Below are 17,561 nucleotides of genomic sequence, written 5' to 3'. Positions count from 1 at the left end.
TCTCGAAATTTACTTCAATTCATGCTTACGATAACTGACCTCGAAAAAGTCTATCCGACCGGCGACAAGGCGCTGCAGGGGGTCTCGATGGAAGTCGACGGAAACGAAGTCGTCTCGATCATCGGCCCCAGCGGCGCGGGAAAGAGTACGCTCATCAAGTGCGTCAACCGGCTCACCGAGCCGACGTCCGGTTCGGTCGTCCTCGACGGCGAGGAGCTCACGACGCTCTCGAAGAAGGAGCTCCGAAAGACCCGACGCGACATGGGAATGATCTTTCAGGAATTCAACCTCATCGAACGCCTCACCGTCATGGAAAACGTGCTCTCGGGTCGACTGGGGTACATGGGCAGCTGGGACGCGTTCCGGCGCAACTTCGACGATGAAGACGTCCAGAACGCCTACGAGATCCTCGACCGGGTCGGCGTCGGCGGAATGGAGAACAAGCGCGTCGACGAGCTCTCCGGCGGGCAACGCCAGCGCGTTGGGATCGCTCGAGCGATCCTGCAGCGTCCGAAGATCCTGCTCGTGGACGAACCCACCAGCGCCCTGGACCCGGAGACATCGTTCGAGGTCATGGAGATGCTCACCGAGATCGCCAGGGAGGAAGATATCCCTGTGTTGATCAACATCCACGAGGTCGAGTTGGCCCTCGACTACACCGACAGAATCGTCGGACTGACCGACGGGGAGGTCGTATTCAACGGAACCCCGACGGAGCTCGACGAGAACGCACGGGATACCATCTACCGATCGGGTAAGTCCCGCGAGGAAACGGGGACCGAGAGCCAGCCCCAGTCACAGAACGAGTCGTCCTCGAGCGGGATCAGCGACGCTAGCAAGGAGAAGTCGTTCTAACATGATCGGATCGTACGACTGCGGTGAGATCGATGGGTAGTGCGGATCCCGAGCGCACCGGCGGTTACCCCTCGAGCTGGGAGCGGCCGACGGTGTTCTACAGCAAGAACGTCAAGTACCTCGTCTACGGCGCGATTGGGCTGTTCGTGCTCTGGAGCGCCTGGGAGCTACGTCCCAGTCCCGCCCGCCTGATCGGCGGTGCGGACGCCGCGACGAGCCTGCTGGCGACGATGTTCCCGCCGGATTTCACGCCCGAGGCGCGGGGGCGAATCTGGACCGGGATGGTCGAGAGCATCGCGATGTCGATCGTTGCGACGGCGATCGGCGTCGTGATTAGCATCCCGATCGCCGTCATGGCCGCCGAGAACCTCGTTCCGCGACCGGTGTACTACGTCGGTCGGGCGCTGGTTTCGATCTCGCGGTCGCTCCACGAGCTGGTGCTGGCGATCGTCGCCGTCGTCGCCGTTGGCCTCGGCCCGCTCGCGGGCGTCATCGCCCTCGTGATCGCAACACCGGGGTTCTTCGCGAAGCTGATGGCCGAGGAGCTCGAGGACATCGACGAGGGACAGGCCGACGCGATCCGGGCGCTCGGCGGGAGCCCCGTGCAGGTCCTGTTGTACGGTGTCGCACCACAAGTGATTCCGCGGATGATCGGTCTGATCATCTACCGCTGGGACATTAACATCCGGGCGAGTACGATCGTCGGCATCGTCGGCGCCGGCGGGATCGGCGTCACTCTGCTGAACTCCTTCGACCGGTACGAGTACGACTTCAGTCTCGCGATCATCCTCGCGATCATCGCCGTCGTCATGTTCGGCGAGATCCTGAGCGCGGTCGCCAGACGGAGGGTCCAGTAATGTCGTACGAAGGATCCACCACGTGGCGGAAACACGACGGACGGGCCCGCGCGATCAGGTACGCCGCCATCGTCGTCGCGATCGCGATTACGGCGCTGTCCTGGCGCGCGCTCGACATTCAGTACACGTTCGTCGTCGACGCGCCGCGGAACCTCGGGGACCTGCTGCTCCGGATGTACCCCCCGAACCTCGCCTACGGCGCGGAGATCCTCCCGCCACTGGTCGAGACCATCAACATCGCGATCCTGGGAACCGGCCTGGCGATCCTGATCTCCCTGCCGATCGCCTACATCGGCGCCGAGAACACGACGCCGAACGCCATCACCTACGCGCTCGGCAAGTTCTTCATCGTCGGCACCCGCTCGGTGAACGTGATCATCTGGGCGCTGTTTTTCGTCGTGATCTTCGGTACCGGCGCGTTGTCGGGCGTGCTGGCCGTCGCGTTCCGCTCGATCGGCTTCGTCTCGAAGCTGATCGCGGAGGGGATCGAGGAGATCGACGCCGGACAGGTCGAAGCCATCCGTGCGATGGGGGGCTCGCCGCTCGACGTCGTCGTCTACGGGATCGTCCCGCAGATCAAACCAGCGTTCGTCGGCGTCGCAACCTACCGCTGGGACATCAACGTCCGCGAGGCGACGGTGATCGGCTTCGTCGGCGCCGGCGGGATCGGCGTCTACCTCGACACGGCGATCAACTTCTTCCAGTGGTCGAACGTCCTCACGATCCTGATCGCGATCCTCGGCATCGTGGTCGTCAGCGAGGTCGTCTCGGCCTACCTGCGAAAGAAAGTGAGCTAACCACCGCATCGCTCGCTTCTCTCGGCTCGAGTCCCGCTCGAGCGCCCGGCCGTGCAAGCGAAAGGACGGACTCGAGCCACTATCGATGTAGCAATTAGTAGTAAGGTTTTATTTGTGGTACTGTACTGCTCGGCTGGGAACATCGGTAGTGCCTACTCGTGTAGCTCTCGTGTCCGCATAACGGATTTACTCGGTCGTTCGTGGCCCAAAATGCTCTTTCGCGATCTCGGTGGTCACCCTCGGAGCGTATCCAGAACGACCCTGGGACAAAACGGGATTGAAGACTCTGAGAGGACTACAAAGCGCCGGTAAAGCCGATCTGAGGGGCTTGCACGCGAGCACCAAGATTGCGTCGATCAAAGCCCTAGCCGATCAGACATAAATTGTGTTCACTCCGATACTAGAGATGTTGTGCGGCATCTCTTCCGAATCAGGGCCGGCTCGAGTCCAACCGAGCGGCTACCGAACCTAGCTCTGGAGTCCACCCCACCTGACGATTTCGGAGTAGTCGAGGAACAACCCGTCGACGCCGGCCTCGATCAGCTGTTCGACTTCGTACCAGGTGTTGATCGTCCAGACGTTGACCGGCAGGTCGCGAGCGTGTGCCTCGGCGACGACGTCGATCTCCTCGTAGGCCTCGTCGTCGAAAAACGGCGTCCCGTAGATCATCTCCAGCGGTGGGTTGACCCCCTCGGTGTCGTACTCGTCGGTGACGTCGAGTCCCTCCTGGATGGAGTCGTAGAGCAGGTACGCCGCCGGAACGTCGGGGTCGATATCGCGGACCGCCGCGAGCGCACCCTCCCAGAACGTCGAGAGAAGGAGTTCGTTCTCGTAGTCGGTCGCGACGTCGACGACCGTCTCGAGCCACTCCCACTCCTCGCGTTCGGCTTCGGGGTCGTCGATCCGACCGAACTCGACGTCGGGCGATCCCTCCTTGATGTCGATGTTCACGCCGACGTCGGACGGGATCGCCTCCATCGCCTCGGTCAACGAGGGGACGGTCTGGCCGCTCTCGAGCACTTCGGCCGCGAACACCTCGCTGGCGGGCGTCTCGTATAGTATCCCCTCAGTGTCGGTTAGATCACCGAGTTCCGTGTCGTGGAAGACGGCGATCTCGCCGTCACACGTTGGAAAGACGTCGAGTTCGATCCAGTCGGCGCCGCGGCGGTCGGCCGCATCGTTCGAGCCGCCCTGAACCGCCTGCTCGAACGCGGCGACGGTGTTTTCCGGGTACGTATCGGCGAACCCGCGGTGAGCGATCACCGTCGCCCGATCCTTCCGGCCATCGTCGTGTTCGGCCTCGTCTCCTGCTCGTGCGCTGGCGCTTCCCGATGCGGCGGCTACGCCGACCGCGGCCGCGCCCGTCCCCGCCAGAAACCGTCGCCTGTTCAACATACTCGGATTCTCTTGCATGCCGTTACCCGTACGGCAGAATTAATTATAATCATTTTTATAAATAAATCGTAAGAACCAGATGGATTATTGGTTTCTACATACACTAACTCTCCGACAGAGATGACGGTTCGTGAGCGGATCCGAACGCGAGAACCCATCACAACGTTCAGCACGCGCGGCCTACCGCTTCCTGGAACGGAATCGGACACCTGCGTTTCCGTCACGGTGCAGTTCCAACACAGTTTGGAATGAGCGTTTTTACGATCCCACTCTTACGCATAATCGGCAGGACGCCACCCACCACCCACCCACCCACCACCCACCCACCACCCACCCACCGATGGCCACCCTGCCAGCCGAACGACCTCAGTACCGTCGTTCACTCGCACCCACCACCCACAACGCGGCGCCCCACCCCCACGCCGCGTGATCCCCTGTCGTCTGCCGGAATCGCGTTCCCCAGCGCGATTCCCGCTCCGTTCCCCACCCTTTTGGCGTACACGACCCGGTTACCGGTGTGTCCGCCGAGACGGTACGACAGCGCCGCTCTCCGATTTCGAACGCGACGGATCGACTCCGGCAGCCGCGAACGTCGTTTCCATCGCGTTACGAGGGAGCGGGATCGACCTCGAGCGCGGCCGCGAGAATCGCCGTCTGGACGGTGCGGAGATCCGCGTCCCGAACCGTCGCCGCCGCGCGGAACCGCTCTCGAGCGTTCGCGGTTCGATCGGGCGCGGCCGCGAGCCGGACGAGATCGAAAGCGTCGGGTTCGAGCCGTTCGGCCGCGTCGAACTCGGCTGCGTCGTACAGTTCGGGGAACCGGGCGAGGATGTCGGCGACGATCTCGTCGGTCGCTTCGGCGCCGGGATCGCCCGCCGGAACCGGCGCCGTCGTCTCTGCGAAGTACTCCTCGAGATCGAGCACCCCGGCGGACTCGTAGGCGGCCTCGGAGAGCGCGTCGGCGACGGGCCGACTGACGTACACGCCGAGGAGGGAGAACTGCTCCGTCATGGCCCCTGCTTCGAGGCCCAGCATACAATAGGTATCGCTCGATCGCTCAGGAAAGCTGTGCGGTCACGTCGGTCGAGGAGATCATACCGACGTAATCGTTGCCGTCGACGACGGGGAGGTGGGTAATACCCAGCCCGGTCATCATGGCGGCGATCTCCTCGAGGTAGAGGTCCGGGGGTACGGTCTCGACGGATTCGGTCATCACCGCGTCGACGTCGATCGTCGTCGGATCGTGGCCCTCCGCGGCGGCCGCGACCAGATCGGTGCTCGTCACGATCGAGGGCGGGTCGGTCCGGACGACCAGCGCGCTGATTTCGTTGTCGCGCATCGCGGATGCCGCCTCGGTCAGCGTCGCGTCCTTCGAGACGGTCTCGAGCGGCGTCGACATTACGTCCCGAACCTGTGTCCTGCTCTCAGTGTCCATACCTTCGTTACGAACCGATCCCGTATTGGTGTTGTGACCGATGCGCATCTTGCGTCACTCGCGCTCGAGGAGGACGACGCCGAGCAGTATCAGGGTGCCGCCGACGAGCGTCGCCGTCGTGACGGGTTCGGCGAACAGCGCGGCGCCGAGCGCGACCGTGACCGGCGGCTCGACGGTACTGATGATCCCCGCGCGACTCGCGCCGACGTACTTGATGCCGGCGAAGAAGGTGACCACCGGCAGCGCCGTCGCGATCACGGCGATACACAGCAGGATCAGCCACGCCGACGGCGCGGTCGGGATCGCGAACTCGCCGGTAGCGGTGCCGATCGCGAGGAACGTTCCGCCCGCGGCGGGGAGCACGTAGGCGGTCAACACCAGCGGATCGACCCTGTCGAGCAGCGCCCGGGAGACCGTGATGTAGACGGCGTAAGCCGTCGCGGCACCGAGGACGATGGCGACGCCGATCAGCGAGGCGCCGTCGGGGTCGGCTCCCGTGACGAGGACGACACCGCCGAGGGCCAGACAGAGCGCAACGAGCATCACAGGTGTCGCGCGCTCGCCGATGGCCGCGACCGCGAGGACAACGACGAACGCCGGATACGTGTAGAGCACGATCGCGACGAGTCCCGCCGTCATGTACTCGAGGCCCAGGAAGTAGAGCCCACTCTGGGTCGCGTAGCCGAACGCGCCGAGCCCGAGCGCGATCGCCAGCGTTCGTCCGCGAAGCACCGTCAGCCGTCCCTGTACCGCGAGCAGCGCCCAGACGAGGACCGCCGCGAGCAGGAAGCGAAACGTGAGCACCGTCGGGATCGAGAGTGCGGCTTCCTGGGCGTAGAGTCCGAAGATTCCGAGCGTTCCGAACCCCACTGCAGAGACGACGACCAGAAGGATTCCGAGCCGATCGCGGGTCGGCGTCGGCCATTCGTAGACGGTGCCCATATCGGGGCCGTCTCGGGACACCGTCATAGAAATTGCTATCAGACCCGAACCGTCGGCTCTCGACATCGATCTGACTCGACCGACTGATTTCGGACGGTCAGACGAACAGCGACGGCGAGTCCCGATCCTCGTCGGCCCCGGTGAGTTCCGCCGAGCTCAGACAGTGAACGCAGCCCTCGAGGTAGCCGTCGTTGTCGCCGAAGACGCGGACGAAGTTCGCCGAAATCGGGTTGTCGCAGTTGTGGCAGGTTGGCATCTCAAATCACGTTACATGCTATCAATGAACACAGACGGGCTTAACAGTATCGGCGCTCGTCAGTATTGCGATCGTTCGACAGGAGGGACGGATGCCGAAGACGGACAAGCGGGTGCCGTCCCGATGGAGTGACTAGGGCTCTGTCTCGAACGTCTCCTCGAAGAAGACGGCCCCTTCGTCCACGTCGACCCACGCGTCGTGTCCCGGCGGGATCAACGCGACGCCTCCCTGCTCGAGGGTCTTGCGGGCTCCGTCGTCCATCTCGATGACGACACGTCCGGCGACCACGTAGAGCCGATGCGGGCTCGGACAGCGGTCCGTCCTCAGTTCGGGGGCGTTGTCCCTCGAGAACTGCCAGCCGGGCTCGACCGTCGAGCGCCAGAACGTTCGCCCCTCCAGTTGGACGCGTTCGCCCCGACCGTTGTCGAACGAAACCGTCTCGTCGGGGTCGTCGAACGCTTTGACCGCGAGTTCGCTAACCATGTCAGAACCTACCACACTAGTCCCGATAACTGTTCTCTCGTCCGGGGAGGCGATCGATCCGACGTCGAACTACTCGAGAGTCGGTTCCGACAAAAGTTCGGGACGAAGCCGCCGAGTGCTGCCTACTCGTCGCCGTTGATCGAGACGTCCGACACCGTTATCGAGACGTTCTCGAGCGAGATATCGACCGAACAGATCTCGTAGGTTCGGTCGTTGACGTCGACGGTGACGCCGTCGCTCTGGATGCCGGCCGAGTCGAGGTCGTACGTTCGTTCGTCGATCTCGTAGGACGGGAGTCCGTCGGCGGAGAGCTCGAGACCGTCGAGTTCGACGTGTTCGTCCTCGATCGAGGCATCGATACTGCCGACCTGGGTCACGTCCGCACCGCCGCTACCGCCGGCGACCGCGCCCGCCGACAGCAACCCGATCGCGAGCACCGCCACGAGACCCACAACGCCGAACCGCGTCGTCGTTCGCATGCTACTCCGAGAAACGGTGAGAGAGATAAACTATCTTTCGATTATAGTATTTTCGAGAAGAACGGGCGAGTGCGCAGTCCGTCGCAGTCGAGAGTTTCGAACTGCGCCCTCGAGCCGACACGGTGTCTCGCACGGAGTCAGCTATTTCCCTCGACCGTTACGAGTGGACGTATGGACGACGACGGCAAACAGGCCACGTTCGGCTCCGAGGGGGAGCTTCGAACCGACAGCGACGCGGATCGGACTGAGGAGGAGGAGACGGGTCCCGAGCACAACGACTTCGGCGAGGAACGGGGCGACAACGAGACGAGATCGGGCGCAAACCGCTACGACGTCTCGAGCCTGCTCCAGAAAGCGGTGCGGCGATCGGACGAGGAGGTCGCGGCGTGGGCCGCCTGGGAGCTGGCCCGATCGGGGTTCGCCTGGAACTTCTGGGACCGGATCAACCTTTACGTCGTCGAGGATCTCCGGGCGGGCCACGAGGTCGCCCTGCTGATCGCCCGCTACGAGGAACTGGCCCGCGAGCGCTGGTCGGAAAGTTCCTGGGAGGGGCGGCTCTGTGCGGTCCACGCCGCGCTGGCGGCCGCCCGAGCGCCCTCGAGTCGGGAGGCCTCCCACGCCGACGACTACTTCGGCGAGCTCTCGGCCGAGCGTGCGGCTGCCCGCGAGGAGGGTCGAGAGCCGCGGTACGACCACCCCGTCGACGAGCTCGAACCCGGCGGGCGCTACGACGTCGCGTTCGACCAGCACACCTACGAGGGGAAGGCTCTGGGTCGGGACGGTCGGTTCTTCCGGACCCACGGCGCCCGCGTCGGTCCCGAGGGCGAGCCCGAGCTGAGCCGGCAGTGGCGCCTGCAGAGCATGCAACTCGAGGATCGCGAATACACCGAGGCGGAACTGGCTCGCGCGGTCGAACCCGTCGATCCTGACGACAGGTGGGGGACCGACGACGAGGGGACGGACGGCGACTGAGTCGGACGATCGACGAGGGCTGCCGATCGACCCAGCCGCGGCCGTTTCGCTTCCGGTATTGAAATACGCCCTCCAACTTTTCGCCGAACGTCGAACCTATAGGGGAATATATACTGATTACTGGACACCGGTGACGACTTGATTGTTTGATTTAGGTAATAAGTACGTTTATACAGTGTCGCACGTCCAGATAGCGTAGACACGTGAGTCCGAACGTCATCCTCGTACCGAATTTCGATCCGAATTGTGAACTCAGCTGTGGCAGAAGCGAACGCACGTCCGCAACTACGGTCGGAGGTAAGCGTCCATGATTCACGGCAAGTGGAAGAACCTCCTGCTGGCGACGGCGATGTTCAACCTGGGGTTCGTCATCTGGTTCTCGTTCGCGCCGTTTACCGGCGGAATCGCCGACGAGTTCGGCCTCTCGGTCGCCCAGCTGGGGCTCGTCTCAAGTGCGGCCGTGATCGCCGTTCCGGTCGGTCGGATCCTGATCGGGCCGCTGACCGACAAGTACGGGGCACCAGTAACCGCCAGCGTCACGCTGGTGATCGTCGGGATCTTCTCGATCATCAGCGCGTTCGCGACGACCTACGAGGTGTTTACCGCCTCGCGGGTGATCGCCTCGCTGGCGGGCATCACGTTCGTCATCGGCATCCAGCACGTCGCCGAGTGGTTCGAGGAGGAGAACCTCGGGCTAGCGGAGGGCGTCTTCGCCGGAATCGGCAACGCCGGTGCAGGTCTGGGCGCGTACTTCACCCTTCCGCGGATCTTCGGCGAGGGGTACGCCGGACCGCTGTTCGCGACGAACTGGCGCGCTGCGTTCTTTTACACCGGCGTGCTCGCGGTCGTTCTCGGCGTCGTCTACTACGTCTTCGGCGACGCCGCAAAGAGCGAGGCCAAGCGGCAGGCGACCAGGGAGAAGGCCAGCTTCAAACAGTTCCTCTACGTCGGCACGCGCCACGGCGCGGTCGTGCTCGCGGCGGCGTACGTGATGACCTTCGGCCTCGAGGTCGCGATGAACGGCTGGCTGGGCACGTACTACCGCGAGGGGTTCGGGCAGGGTGACATCGTCATCGCGGCCACGTTCGCGGCGACGTTCTCGATCGCGGCCGGGCTGCTCCGGCCGCTTGGCGGCTATATCAGCGACGTCGTCGCGCGCAGGGAGCGCGACATCCTGCCGTGGTTCGAGGGCCGCTACCGCGAGCAGTGGACGTTCGCGACGCTCGTCTTCGTCGTCGTCTCGATGGTCGGGATGACCGTCGCCGGCCTCTCCGGAAGCATCTACCTCGCGGTCGCCGCCGGCTTCCTCGTCGGCGTCGGCTGTGCGTTCTCCGAGGGGGCGATCTTCGCGCAGGTGCCCGCGATGTTCCCCGACAGCTCCGGCAGCGTCGCCGGCGTCGTCGGCGGGATCGGAACGATCGGCGGCACCGTCTACCCGCTCGTGTTCGCCGCGCCGTTCCTCCCGAACCTCCACCTCGGGTACCTCGTCGTCGCCGTCACGATGCTTCCGATCGTCGCGCTCGCCGCCTGGGTGTTCCAGCCCGCCGTCGCCGAGCGCGCGACCGAGGACGGCTGGCTCGTCACTGCTGAGCCGCCCGCGGACGGAGCGACCCCCTCGAGCGACGACTAGGAATCCGCGGGTTCCGAGTCGGCGGACTCGCGCGGAAGCTCCTCTCGTTTCGAGAGGTAGGCCGGAACGACCACGAACCCGGCGGCCGGGACGAGGATCCCGTAGAAGTAGACGAGCGGGTTCTCGGCGTTCAGGCGCTTCGCGTCGAGGTAGACGAGGATCGCGGCCGGAACCTGAAGGACGATCAGCGCGGTGACGAGCAGTCCGACGAGTCCTGGCATACCGGCCCGTTCGACTCGAGTGGAATAGAGTCTACCGGCCGTCCACGGCACGATCGTAGCGTCGGTGCGCGAACCCGACCGCCGGCCCGCGTCGGGAGTCAGGGTCGGACGGCTCGAGCCGTCGGGGACGCGTTTCGAGATTCCTCGGCGTCGAACGCCGACGCTCTCGTCGCGCACTCGAGAGGGTCCCCCGGGCGACACCGTGCGTGGACGCGTTTCGGCACCCGTCGACCGTAACCGACGTAACCGCGCGGACCGTCAGTTGACGTCGCATGCAAGATTCCAACCCGGACGGGCCGCTCGCCGACCACCCGGCGACGGAGATTCAGGTCGTCGTCGTCGATCCCGACGACGTCGTCGAGGCGTTCGAGCGAAACCGCGTGGAGGACAACTTCCGACGAACGCACGTGCTCCGGCTCGTCCCGCCCTTCGAGGAGGAACAGCGCGCGGAGCCGTACGCCCAGGACGGCCCCAAGCGTTATCCGCCCGGCCGAGATCCGGAACCGCTCCACCTCGAGCCCGCGACGTTCGTTCGCAACGAGGCGGGGGTCCACCCGAACGAGACGCACCTGACCGCCCCGACGCGCGAGGAGGCTCGAGCGACTGCCCGCGAGGACCGCGGAGACGACGTGACCGAGGGCGTCGTCGACGAGTACCACGAGGCGGCCCTCGAGGAGTGGAAGCGGGAGCTGCGGAACTCGTTCGTCGACGCGATCCGAATCCACTTCGAGGACGGCACCGGCGAGGAGATCTGGACCGAGGCCCGGTACGAAGCGACCGACGACTGATCGGTCGCCGGCTTACCCTCCCGAACGGGGTCGTCCGTCAGGCGCTCGCCTCGACGACGGCCTCGAGCTCCGGATCTCGGGGCGGAGCGAGCCGAACCGCACACTGCTTGAAGTTGGGCTCCCTCGAGCGCGGGTCGACCGCGGGGAGGGTGAGGTCGTTGACCGCGGGGTGGTGGATCGGCAGCCAGATGACGCCGTCGGGGATGGACTCGTCGGCCTCGAGGCGGACGGTGATCGACGCCCGCCTCGAGACGACGCGCCCGTACCGGCCGTCCGTCCCCTGCTCGAGGTCGTCCGCGACGGCGACGGCCGTCGCCGGGCTCACGCGCGCGGTCGGCGGGTCGTCCTCGCGGGTCCGAACGCCGGTGTTGTACGCGTCGGGTCGGCGCGCGGTCGTCAGCGTGAACGGGTAGTCGTCGTCGGTCGGCTCGGGCAGCGGTTCGGCCTGTCCGTCCGAGAAGCGGGCGCGACCCGACGGCGTCGGGAACGACCACGTCTCCGCTTCGTCGCCGCTGGCGTCCGTCCGCTCCTCGTAGTAGCGGTATCCGCCCGCGGCGTCGGGCTCCGGGGCGGGCCACCGCACCGCCAGCTCGGCCTCGAGGCGGTCGTAGGAGAGTCCCGAGAGATCCGCGGGGGTCCCCTCGGTCATCGCCGCGAGCTCGTCGAAGACGGGCTCCGGTTCTGGCGGGTCGTCGAACAGCCCCGGGGCGAGCCGATCGGCCAGCGCACCGATCAGCTCGAGGTCGGTTCTGACGCCCGAGGGCGTCTCCGTCGCGGCCCGGACCCGGGAGACGGTCCGTTCCATGTTGGTCGTCGTCCCCTCCGATTCGCCCCAGGTCGCGGCGGGCAGGACGACGTCGGCGTGCTCGACCGTCTCACTGCGAAAGGCGTCTTGAACGACGAGGAAGGCGTCATCGAGGCGCTCGCGGACGTTCGTCGCGTCGGGCATCCCCGCGACGGGGTTCGTCGCGACGGCGTAGACCGCGTCGACTTCCTCGTCGATGGCGTCGACGATCCCGACCGGTCCCGGCCCGGGATCAGTAGGCAGCCGCGACGGCGGAACGCCCCAGGTCTCCGCGACGAGCTCGCGGGCCGCGGGATCGTCGAACGATCGCTGTCCGGGCCAGGTCCCCTTCGAGGAACAGACCCGGGTCCCCATCGAGTTCGCCTGCCCGGTCAGCGAGAACGGCCCCGAGCCCGGCCGGAGGTTCCCTGTCGCCAGACAGAGATCGATCAGCGCGCCCGCGGCGTCGGTGCCATTGACACTTTGATTGATCCCCATCCCCCAGTAGACGAGGGTTCGGTTCTCGAGCGCGGCAGCGAGTCGGTCGACGTCGGCCATTGAGACGCCGGCGCGCTCGGCCGCTCGAGCGGGGTCCGGAAGCTCCTCGCGAAGCTGGTCGAATCCCGTCGTCGCGTCGGCGACGAACGCCTCGTCGACCCGGTCGGTCTCGACGATTCGAGCCAGGACCGCACGCGCCAGCGCGAGGTCGCCGCCGGGCTCGAGCGGGACGCGGTGGTCGGCGACCTCGGCGGTCTCGCTGTCGATCGGGTCGACGACGAGCAGCTCCGAGTCCTCGGCGTCGGCCGACTGGTTGATCCACCGGAACAACACGGGGTGGGCCGCGGCCGGGTTCGCCCCCCAGACGAGGTGGGTCTCGGCCTCGGGGACGTCGTCGTAGGTCGGCGGCGGCGCGTCGCTGCCGAAGGCGTCGTAGTACGCGGTCACCGCCGAGGCCATACACAGCGTCGTGTTGGCGTCGTAGTACCGGGTGCCGATCCCGCCGCGGGCGAGCTTGCCCAGGGCGTAGGCGGCCTCGTTGGTCTGCTGGCCGCTGCCGAGCACCGCAACGCGGTCGCGGCCGCCCTCGAGGGCCGTGTCGAGTCCCTCGGCGGCCCGCTCGAGGGCGGTCTCCCAGGTCGTCGCTACCAGCTCGCCGTCGCGGCGAACGAGCGGGCGGGTCAGCCACTCACCGTCGGGGTCGGCGCTCTCGCTGATCCCGCGCTGGCAGGCGAGCCCGTTCGACACGGGGTGGGCGGCGTCGCCGCGGACGCTCTCGAGACCGTACCCCCGGTCGACGGCCTGCTGGACGTGCCCGCAGCCGACCGCACACCGCATGCAGGTCGTCGGCACCAGCTCGGTCACGACCGCTTCCCTCCGCCGCTCGAACCCGCGGCTGCGAGTTTACAAACGGAACTCAAATAGAGCCGACCTGCTCGCACCACGAACAAATCCATACGTGCAGGATACGTATGGAGGTACTAAACAGTGATCGTTTACGATTCGTTACTTTTCGCACGGCGCTCGAGAAGGTCGGACGTATACCTACGGATATGGACAATATAAGGTCGCGAACGCGGAGCGAGCGAGCGTTTCGACGGCCCGATCGGACGCTTTCGGGACCACCGATCGATAGCGCGGAATCGCCACCGGCCGCCGACGCGTCGGTCGGCCTGCGACTCGCGGTTGCCGCGTCGCTCTTCGTCCCGTTCCCGTTCCGGACCGACCAGTAGATTAACACTATCGAACCCGTACTATCCCTATGCCCGAAGAGACCGTCGCTCAGTTTCACATCCGATCGGTCCAGATACTGTCGGAGGACGAGACGGTCGACGACGAACTGGTTCCGGACCTGAGCGACGACGAGCTGCTGACGGTGTACGAACAGATGAAGCGGTCCCGTCGCCTCGACGAGCGCGCTATCGCGCTCCAGCGGCGGGGAGAGCTCGGCACGTACGCCCCCGCGATCGGGCAGGAGGCGGCGCAGGTCGGCACCGCGTTCGCCCTCGGCGAGGACGACTGGCTCGTCCCGTCGTTTCGCGAACAGCCCGCGCTCCTGGTCCACGGCACGGCGCCGGACGCGATCCTCCAGTACGCGAAGGGGATGGAGGAGGGCGCGGAGATTCCGGACGGCGAAGGCGCGCTTCCGCCGGCGATTCCCGTCGGCTCGCAGCCGCTGCACGCCGCCGGCATCGGCTGGGGCGAGGCGCTCCAGGACCGGGAGAACGTTGCGATCACCTACTTCGGCGACGGCGCGACCAGCGAGGGCGACGTCTACGAGGCGATGAACTTCGCCGGCGTCTACGGCGCCCAGACCGTCTTCGTCTGTCAGAACAACCGGTACGCCATCTCGACAGGAACCGAGAAACAGACCCAGGCGGAGACGTTCGCCCAGAAGGCGATCGCGGCGGGGATCGATTGCGTGCAGGTCGACGGCAACGACGTCCTCGGGGTCTATCGCGTCGCGCGGGAGGCCGTCGAGAAGGCCCGCAACGGCGAGCCGGTCCTCATCGAGGCGCTGACCTACCGCCGATCGATGCACACGACCTCCGACGATCCCTCCGCCTACCGCGAGAGCGAGGAGGAGTCCGAGTGGGAGGCTCGCGACCCCATCCTCCGGTTCCAGCGGTACCTCGAGAATCGAGGGATCCTGGACGAGGAGACGAAAGAGTCGATCGCCGAGCGGATCGAGGCGGAGCTCGCGTCGGCGATCGACGAGGCGAACGAACGGCGCGAGGAGCTCGATCCCGCGGACATGTTCCGGCACGTCTACGAGGACCTCCCGCCCGAACTCGAGCAACAGCTCGCGGCGTTCGAGGCCGAAAACGGGGGTGAGGGCCAATGAGCGAGCGACTCCGGATGGTCGAGGCCGTCCGCGACACGCTCGGCGCGGAACTGGCGCGCGACGACGACGTCGTCGTCTACGGCGAGGACGTTGGCGAGGCCGGCGGCGTGTTTCGAGCGACCCAGGGGCTGATCGACGACTACCCCGACCGGGTGTTCGACACGCCGGTCGCGGAGGCAGGCATCGTCGGAGCGGGCGTCGGTCTGGCGGCGACCGGGATGCGTCCCGTCGCGGAGATCCAGTTCCAGAGCTTCCTCTACCAGGGGTTCCACCAGCTGGCCCAGCACGTCGTGCGCATGCGGAGCCGAACCCGTGGAACGATCACCTGTCCGATGACGATCCGAACGCCCTACGGCGGCGGGATCCACGCCCTGGAGCTTCACTCCGAGAGCTTCGAGGCGGGGTTCGCACACATCCCCGGCCTGAAGGTCGTCTTCCCCTCCTCGCCCGCCGAGACGAAGGGGCTGCTCACCTCGTCGATCCGGAGTCCCGATCCCGTCATCTTCATGGAGCCGACGCGACTCTACCGCTCGTTCCGGGAGGAGGTCCCCGACGACCACGAGATCCCGCTCGGCGAGGCCCGGGTGGTCGAGCCCGGCGAGGACGTCACCGTCGTTGCCTGGGGATCGATGCTGAGAGAGACCCTCGACGCCGTCGACGATATCGACGCGAGCGTCGAGGTGATCGACCCGCGAACGCTGTACCCGCTCGACACCGAGACGATCGTCGACTCCGTGAAGAAAACCGGACGCTGTGCGATCGTCCACGAGGCGCCGAAGACGGCGGGGATGGCCGGTGAGATCATCGCGCGGCTCAACGAGGAGGCGTTTCTCTACCTTGAAGCGCCGATCGAACGGGTGACCGGGTACGACGTCCCGATGCCGATGTTCGCCCGCGAGGACGACTACCTGCCCGACGCCGACCGCATCGAGGCGGGAATCCGCGACGCCCTCGAGTTCGGGTAGACCGCGAGACCGCGGGCCGTCGCGGTAGCCGACCCCTACCACGGCGCCAACGGGATCATCACGTCGATCATGCTCGACTTCATCGCGATCAGGATCGTCGGCTGGGCCGTCGACGGCCTCCCTATCCCGACGACGCGCGTTCGGTTCGGACCGAGTACCTGCCGGAGGGCGTCGGCTTTCCATCGCTCGTGTTCTCGGATCCGAACTTCTCGGCCCTCGGACCGGGACTGGCGCTGACCGTCGTCGGCGCCGTCGCCGTCGGGATGACCCGGACCAGCTTCGGCTACGACATGGTTACCAGCGGCTACCAGGCCAGCGCGGCGACGTTCTCCGGGGTCGATCCCAAGCGGACGATCGTCGCGACGATGACCCTCTCGGGATGGTCGCCGGCCTCGTCGAGGCGGTGTTCGCGATCATGATCCAGGGCTACTTCATCGACCCCGGAGATCGGCACGTACGGGTTCGACGCGATCGCCGGCATCGTCGGTGCTGTTCGTCGCCGCCCCGGAGCTGTTCCGGATGTTCGCGAAGTGAACGGGTCTGGGAGGTGAGAACCGGTGAGTCTCGCGACAGGTGCGAGCCGACGACGACTCCGGCTCGGCGGACTCGCGGCGCTCGCCGCCGCCGCGCTCGCCGTCGGGGGTCTGGACGCCGAGAAGAGCGGCGTCTTCAACATCGGGCTCGAGGGATTCATGATCTCCGGCGCGATCACCGCGGCGGCGACGCTGTCGCTGGTCGGCGCCTCGAGCCAGCTTCACGTCTGGCTCGCCATCGTCGCGGCCGTCGGCGTCTCGCTGACGCTGACCGCGGGGTACGCCGTCCTGCTGATCCGGTACAAGGCCGACCAGATCGTCGCCGGGCTCGCGGTGTGGTTCATCGGACTGGGGTTCGCCCCCTTCCTCGCGTCGCTGCTGTGGGGAACCGTCCGGTGTCCGGGGCTCGAGAGCGTGAACCGCTACTCGATTCCCGTCCTGGTGGAGATCCCCGTCGTCGGGCCGATCCTGTTCAACCAGTCCCGCTCGTAGTACTGACGCTCGCCGTGGTTATCGCCGCCTGGGTCGTGCTCTACCGTACCCGCTACGGCTACTGGGTCCAGGCCGCCGGCGAGAACCCGACCGCCCTCGACACCGCCGGGATCGACGTCAACCGGGTTCGGTACGCCACCGTACTGTTCTCGGGAGCGATGGCCGGCCTCGGCGGCGCGGTGTTGCTCGCCCACGCCGGCACGTTCATCGGCACCGGCGACACGATGGTCGACGGCCGCGGCTGGATCGCCATCGCCGCCTACCTCTTCGGGAACTACAACCCGATCGGCGCGGCGCTGGCCGCCCTGCTGTTCGGCGGGCTCGAGGGGCTTCAGGTCCAGTTCCAGACCGTCGACATCGCGGTCTCGGGCCGGCTGATGGGGCTGCTGCCGTACGTCGGCGTGATCGTCGTCCTGACCCTCTGGGGAAAGACGCGGATGCCGTCGTCGGTCGGCGAGCCCTACGAGAGCGAGGAGTAGCTCGGAGGTCCCGAGGAGGGTGCGCTCGAGTCAGACCGGTTCGATGCGTCTCGCACGGAGAGATCCGCGGTGGCGCGGTCGAACCAGTAGTTCGGTAAATCGTACCGTTACAGGGCGGGACAGGTGTGCACTCGGCCTTCAATAGTCCCGGTCGTTCGGAGATCGCGGCTCCATCGGACTGAGAGTCGACAGCTGCTCCGCCTCCTTCCCCGAAGACAGCCGTCTATAACTCAAAAAAGCCGATGTAGCTGTTTTTGCGAGCAGCGTATTTGTACCGGATCGATACCCGAGAACGAGCGCTCCAGTTCTGAGATCCCGACCTAGTATGTACAAAAGTGGGACTACTCTCCACATAG

18 protein-coding genes and 1 pseudogene are annotated in these 17,561 nt (G+C 66.1%); 10 read left to right on the top strand and 9 right to left on the bottom strand.

What is annotated here, in order from left to right:
- Nucleotides 1-21 precede the first annotated feature (21 nt).
- Genes phnC through phnE (ACFEMD_RS06910) form a run of 3 tightly spaced genes read left to right on the top strand, consistent with a single transcriptional unit; the run spans nt 22 to nt 2,509 of the window.
- Complete coding sequence (gene phnC / locus ACFEMD_RS06920; protein WP_394740273.1) at nt 22-855, top strand: phosphonate ABC transporter ATP-binding protein; 834 nt, start codon at nt 22-24, stop codon at nt 853-855.
- Between the two features lie 32 nt (nt 856-887).
- On the top strand, nt 888-1,712 hold the full coding sequence (gene phnE / locus ACFEMD_RS06915) for a phosphonate ABC transporter, permease protein PhnE (RefSeq protein WP_005558226.1): 825 nt from the start codon (nt 888-890) through the stop codon (nt 1,710-1,712).
- The gene (phnE, locus tag ACFEMD_RS06910) at nt 1,712-2,509 is read left to right on the top strand and encodes a phosphonate ABC transporter, permease protein PhnE (RefSeq protein ID WP_394740270.1); all 798 of its coding nucleotides are present in this window, start codon (nt 1,712-1,714) and stop codon (nt 2,507-2,509) included. Before phnE (ACFEMD_RS06915) ends, phnE (ACFEMD_RS06910) begins: the two co-directional genes overlap by 1 nt.
- Before the next feature lie 468 nt (nt 2,510-2,977).
- Here the strand turns inward: phnE (ACFEMD_RS06910) and ACFEMD_RS06905 are convergent, their stop codons facing one another.
- The 7 genes from ACFEMD_RS06905 to ACFEMD_RS06875 all read right to left on the bottom strand — a co-directional run bounded on the left by ACFEMD_RS06905 (nt 2,978) and on the right by ACFEMD_RS06875 (nt 7,499).
- Nucleotides 2,978-3,922: a glycerophosphodiester phosphodiesterase gene (locus ACFEMD_RS06905; protein WP_394740268.1), complete on the bottom strand. Its 945-nt coding sequence runs from the start codon at nt 3,920-3,922 to the stop codon at nt 2,978-2,980.
- Nucleotides 3,923-4,510: 588 nt separating this feature from the next.
- A complete protein-coding gene (locus tag ACFEMD_RS06900; RefSeq protein ID WP_394740506.1) occupies nt 4,511-4,915 on the bottom strand; it encodes a hypothetical protein in 405 nt (134 codons plus the stop codon).
- A gap of 46 nt (nt 4,916-4,961) precedes the next feature.
- Nucleotides 4,962-5,303 (bottom strand): CBS domain-containing protein, encoded by a 342-nt coding sequence (locus tag ACFEMD_RS06895; protein ID WP_394740505.1) that lies wholly within the window; start codon nt 5,301-5,303, stop codon nt 4,962-4,964.
- A 90-nt stretch (nt 5,304-5,393) separates the two neighbouring features.
- A complete protein-coding gene (locus ACFEMD_RS06890) occupies nt 5,394-6,281 on the bottom strand; it encodes a DMT family transporter (protein ID WP_394740266.1) in 888 nt (295 codons plus the stop codon).
- A 97-nt stretch (nt 6,282-6,378) separates the two neighbouring features.
- Nucleotides 6,379-6,537, bottom strand: a complete 159-nt coding sequence (locus ACFEMD_RS06885; RefSeq protein WP_394740264.1) for a DUF7563 family protein — start codon at nt 6,535-6,537, stop codon at nt 6,379-6,381.
- Nucleotides 6,538-6,669: 132 nt separating this feature from the next.
- Nucleotides 6,670-7,020, bottom strand: coding sequence for a cupin domain-containing protein (locus ACFEMD_RS06880; protein WP_394740262.1), 351 nt, complete (start codon nt 7,018-7,020; stop codon nt 6,670-6,672).
- 122 nt (nt 7,021-7,142) lie between these two features.
- Nucleotides 7,143-7,499: a hypothetical protein gene (locus ACFEMD_RS06875; RefSeq protein WP_394740261.1), complete on the bottom strand. Its 357-nt coding sequence runs from the start codon at nt 7,497-7,499 to the stop codon at nt 7,143-7,145.
- A 171-nt stretch (nt 7,500-7,670) separates the two neighbouring features.
- Between ACFEMD_RS06875 and ACFEMD_RS06870 the strand changes: the two genes are divergently transcribed.
- Together ACFEMD_RS06870 and ACFEMD_RS06865 are read left to right on the top strand one after the other, a co-directional pair.
- Nucleotides 7,671-8,471 (top strand): hypothetical protein, encoded by an 801-nt coding sequence (locus ACFEMD_RS06870; protein ID WP_394740260.1) that lies wholly within the window; start codon nt 7,671-7,673, stop codon nt 8,469-8,471.
- 307 nt (nt 8,472-8,778) lie between these two features.
- Nucleotides 8,779-10,101 carry an MFS transporter gene (locus ACFEMD_RS06865; protein ID WP_394740258.1) on the top strand — a complete coding sequence of 441 codons (1,323 nt, stop codon included), beginning with the start codon at nt 8,779-8,781 and terminating at the stop codon, nt 10,099-10,101.
- Here the strand turns inward: ACFEMD_RS06865 and ACFEMD_RS06860 are convergent.
- Nucleotides 10,098-10,322, bottom strand: coding sequence for a hypothetical protein (locus ACFEMD_RS06860; RefSeq protein ID WP_394740256.1), 225 nt, complete (start codon nt 10,320-10,322; stop codon nt 10,098-10,100). The genes ACFEMD_RS06865 and ACFEMD_RS06860 overlap by 4 nt on opposite strands.
- 272 nt (nt 10,323-10,594) lie before the next feature.
- Between ACFEMD_RS06860 and ACFEMD_RS06855 the strand changes: the two genes are divergently transcribed.
- Complete coding sequence (locus ACFEMD_RS06855) at nt 10,595-11,110, top strand: hypothetical protein (RefSeq protein WP_394740255.1); 516 nt, start codon at nt 10,595-10,597, stop codon at nt 11,108-11,110.
- A 37-nt stretch (nt 11,111-11,147) separates the two neighbouring features.
- Here ACFEMD_RS06855 and nasA read toward each other — a convergent pair whose 3' ends face one another.
- Nucleotides 11,148-13,256 (bottom strand): assimilatory nitrate reductase NasA, encoded by a 2,109-nt coding sequence (nasA, locus tag ACFEMD_RS06850; protein ID WP_394740253.1) that lies wholly within the window; start codon nt 13,254-13,256, stop codon nt 11,148-11,150.
- 397 nt (nt 13,257-13,653) lie between these two features.
- On the opposite strand from nasA, the gene pdhA reads away from it, so the two are divergent.
- The 4 genes and pseudogenes from pdhA (at nt 13,654) to ACFEMD_RS06830 (ending at nt 17,205) form a co-directional block, all read left to right on the top strand.
- A complete protein-coding gene (pdhA, locus tag ACFEMD_RS06845; RefSeq protein WP_394740252.1) occupies nt 13,654-14,736 on the top strand; it encodes a pyruvate dehydrogenase (acetyl-transferring) E1 component subunit alpha in 1,083 nt (360 codons plus the stop codon).
- Nucleotides 14,733-15,701: an alpha-ketoacid dehydrogenase subunit beta gene (locus ACFEMD_RS06840; protein WP_394740251.1), complete on the top strand. Its 969-nt coding sequence runs from the start codon at nt 14,733-14,735 to the stop codon at nt 15,699-15,701. The genes pdhA and ACFEMD_RS06840 overlap by 4 nt, the downstream gene beginning before the upstream one ends.
- Before the next feature lie 188 nt (nt 15,702-15,889).
- Nucleotides 15,890-16,120, top strand: a complete 231-nt coding sequence (locus tag ACFEMD_RS06835; RefSeq protein ID WP_394740250.1) for an ABC transporter permease subunit — start codon at nt 15,890-15,892, stop codon at nt 16,118-16,120.
- A gap of 138 nt (nt 16,121-16,258) precedes the next feature.
- A pseudogene (locus ACFEMD_RS06830) lies at nt 16,259-17,205 on the top strand (ABC transporter permease).
- Nucleotides 17,206-17,561: the final 356 nt, after the last annotated feature.

It is taken from the genome of Natronococcus roseus, assembly GCF_043677095.1.
Taxonomy (GTDB): Archaea; Halobacteriota; Halobacteria; order Halobacteriales; family Natrialbaceae; genus Natronococcus; species Natronococcus roseus.
Note: the sequence above shows the minus strand (reverse complement) of the source record. Positions and strands in the feature narration are given on the sequence as shown.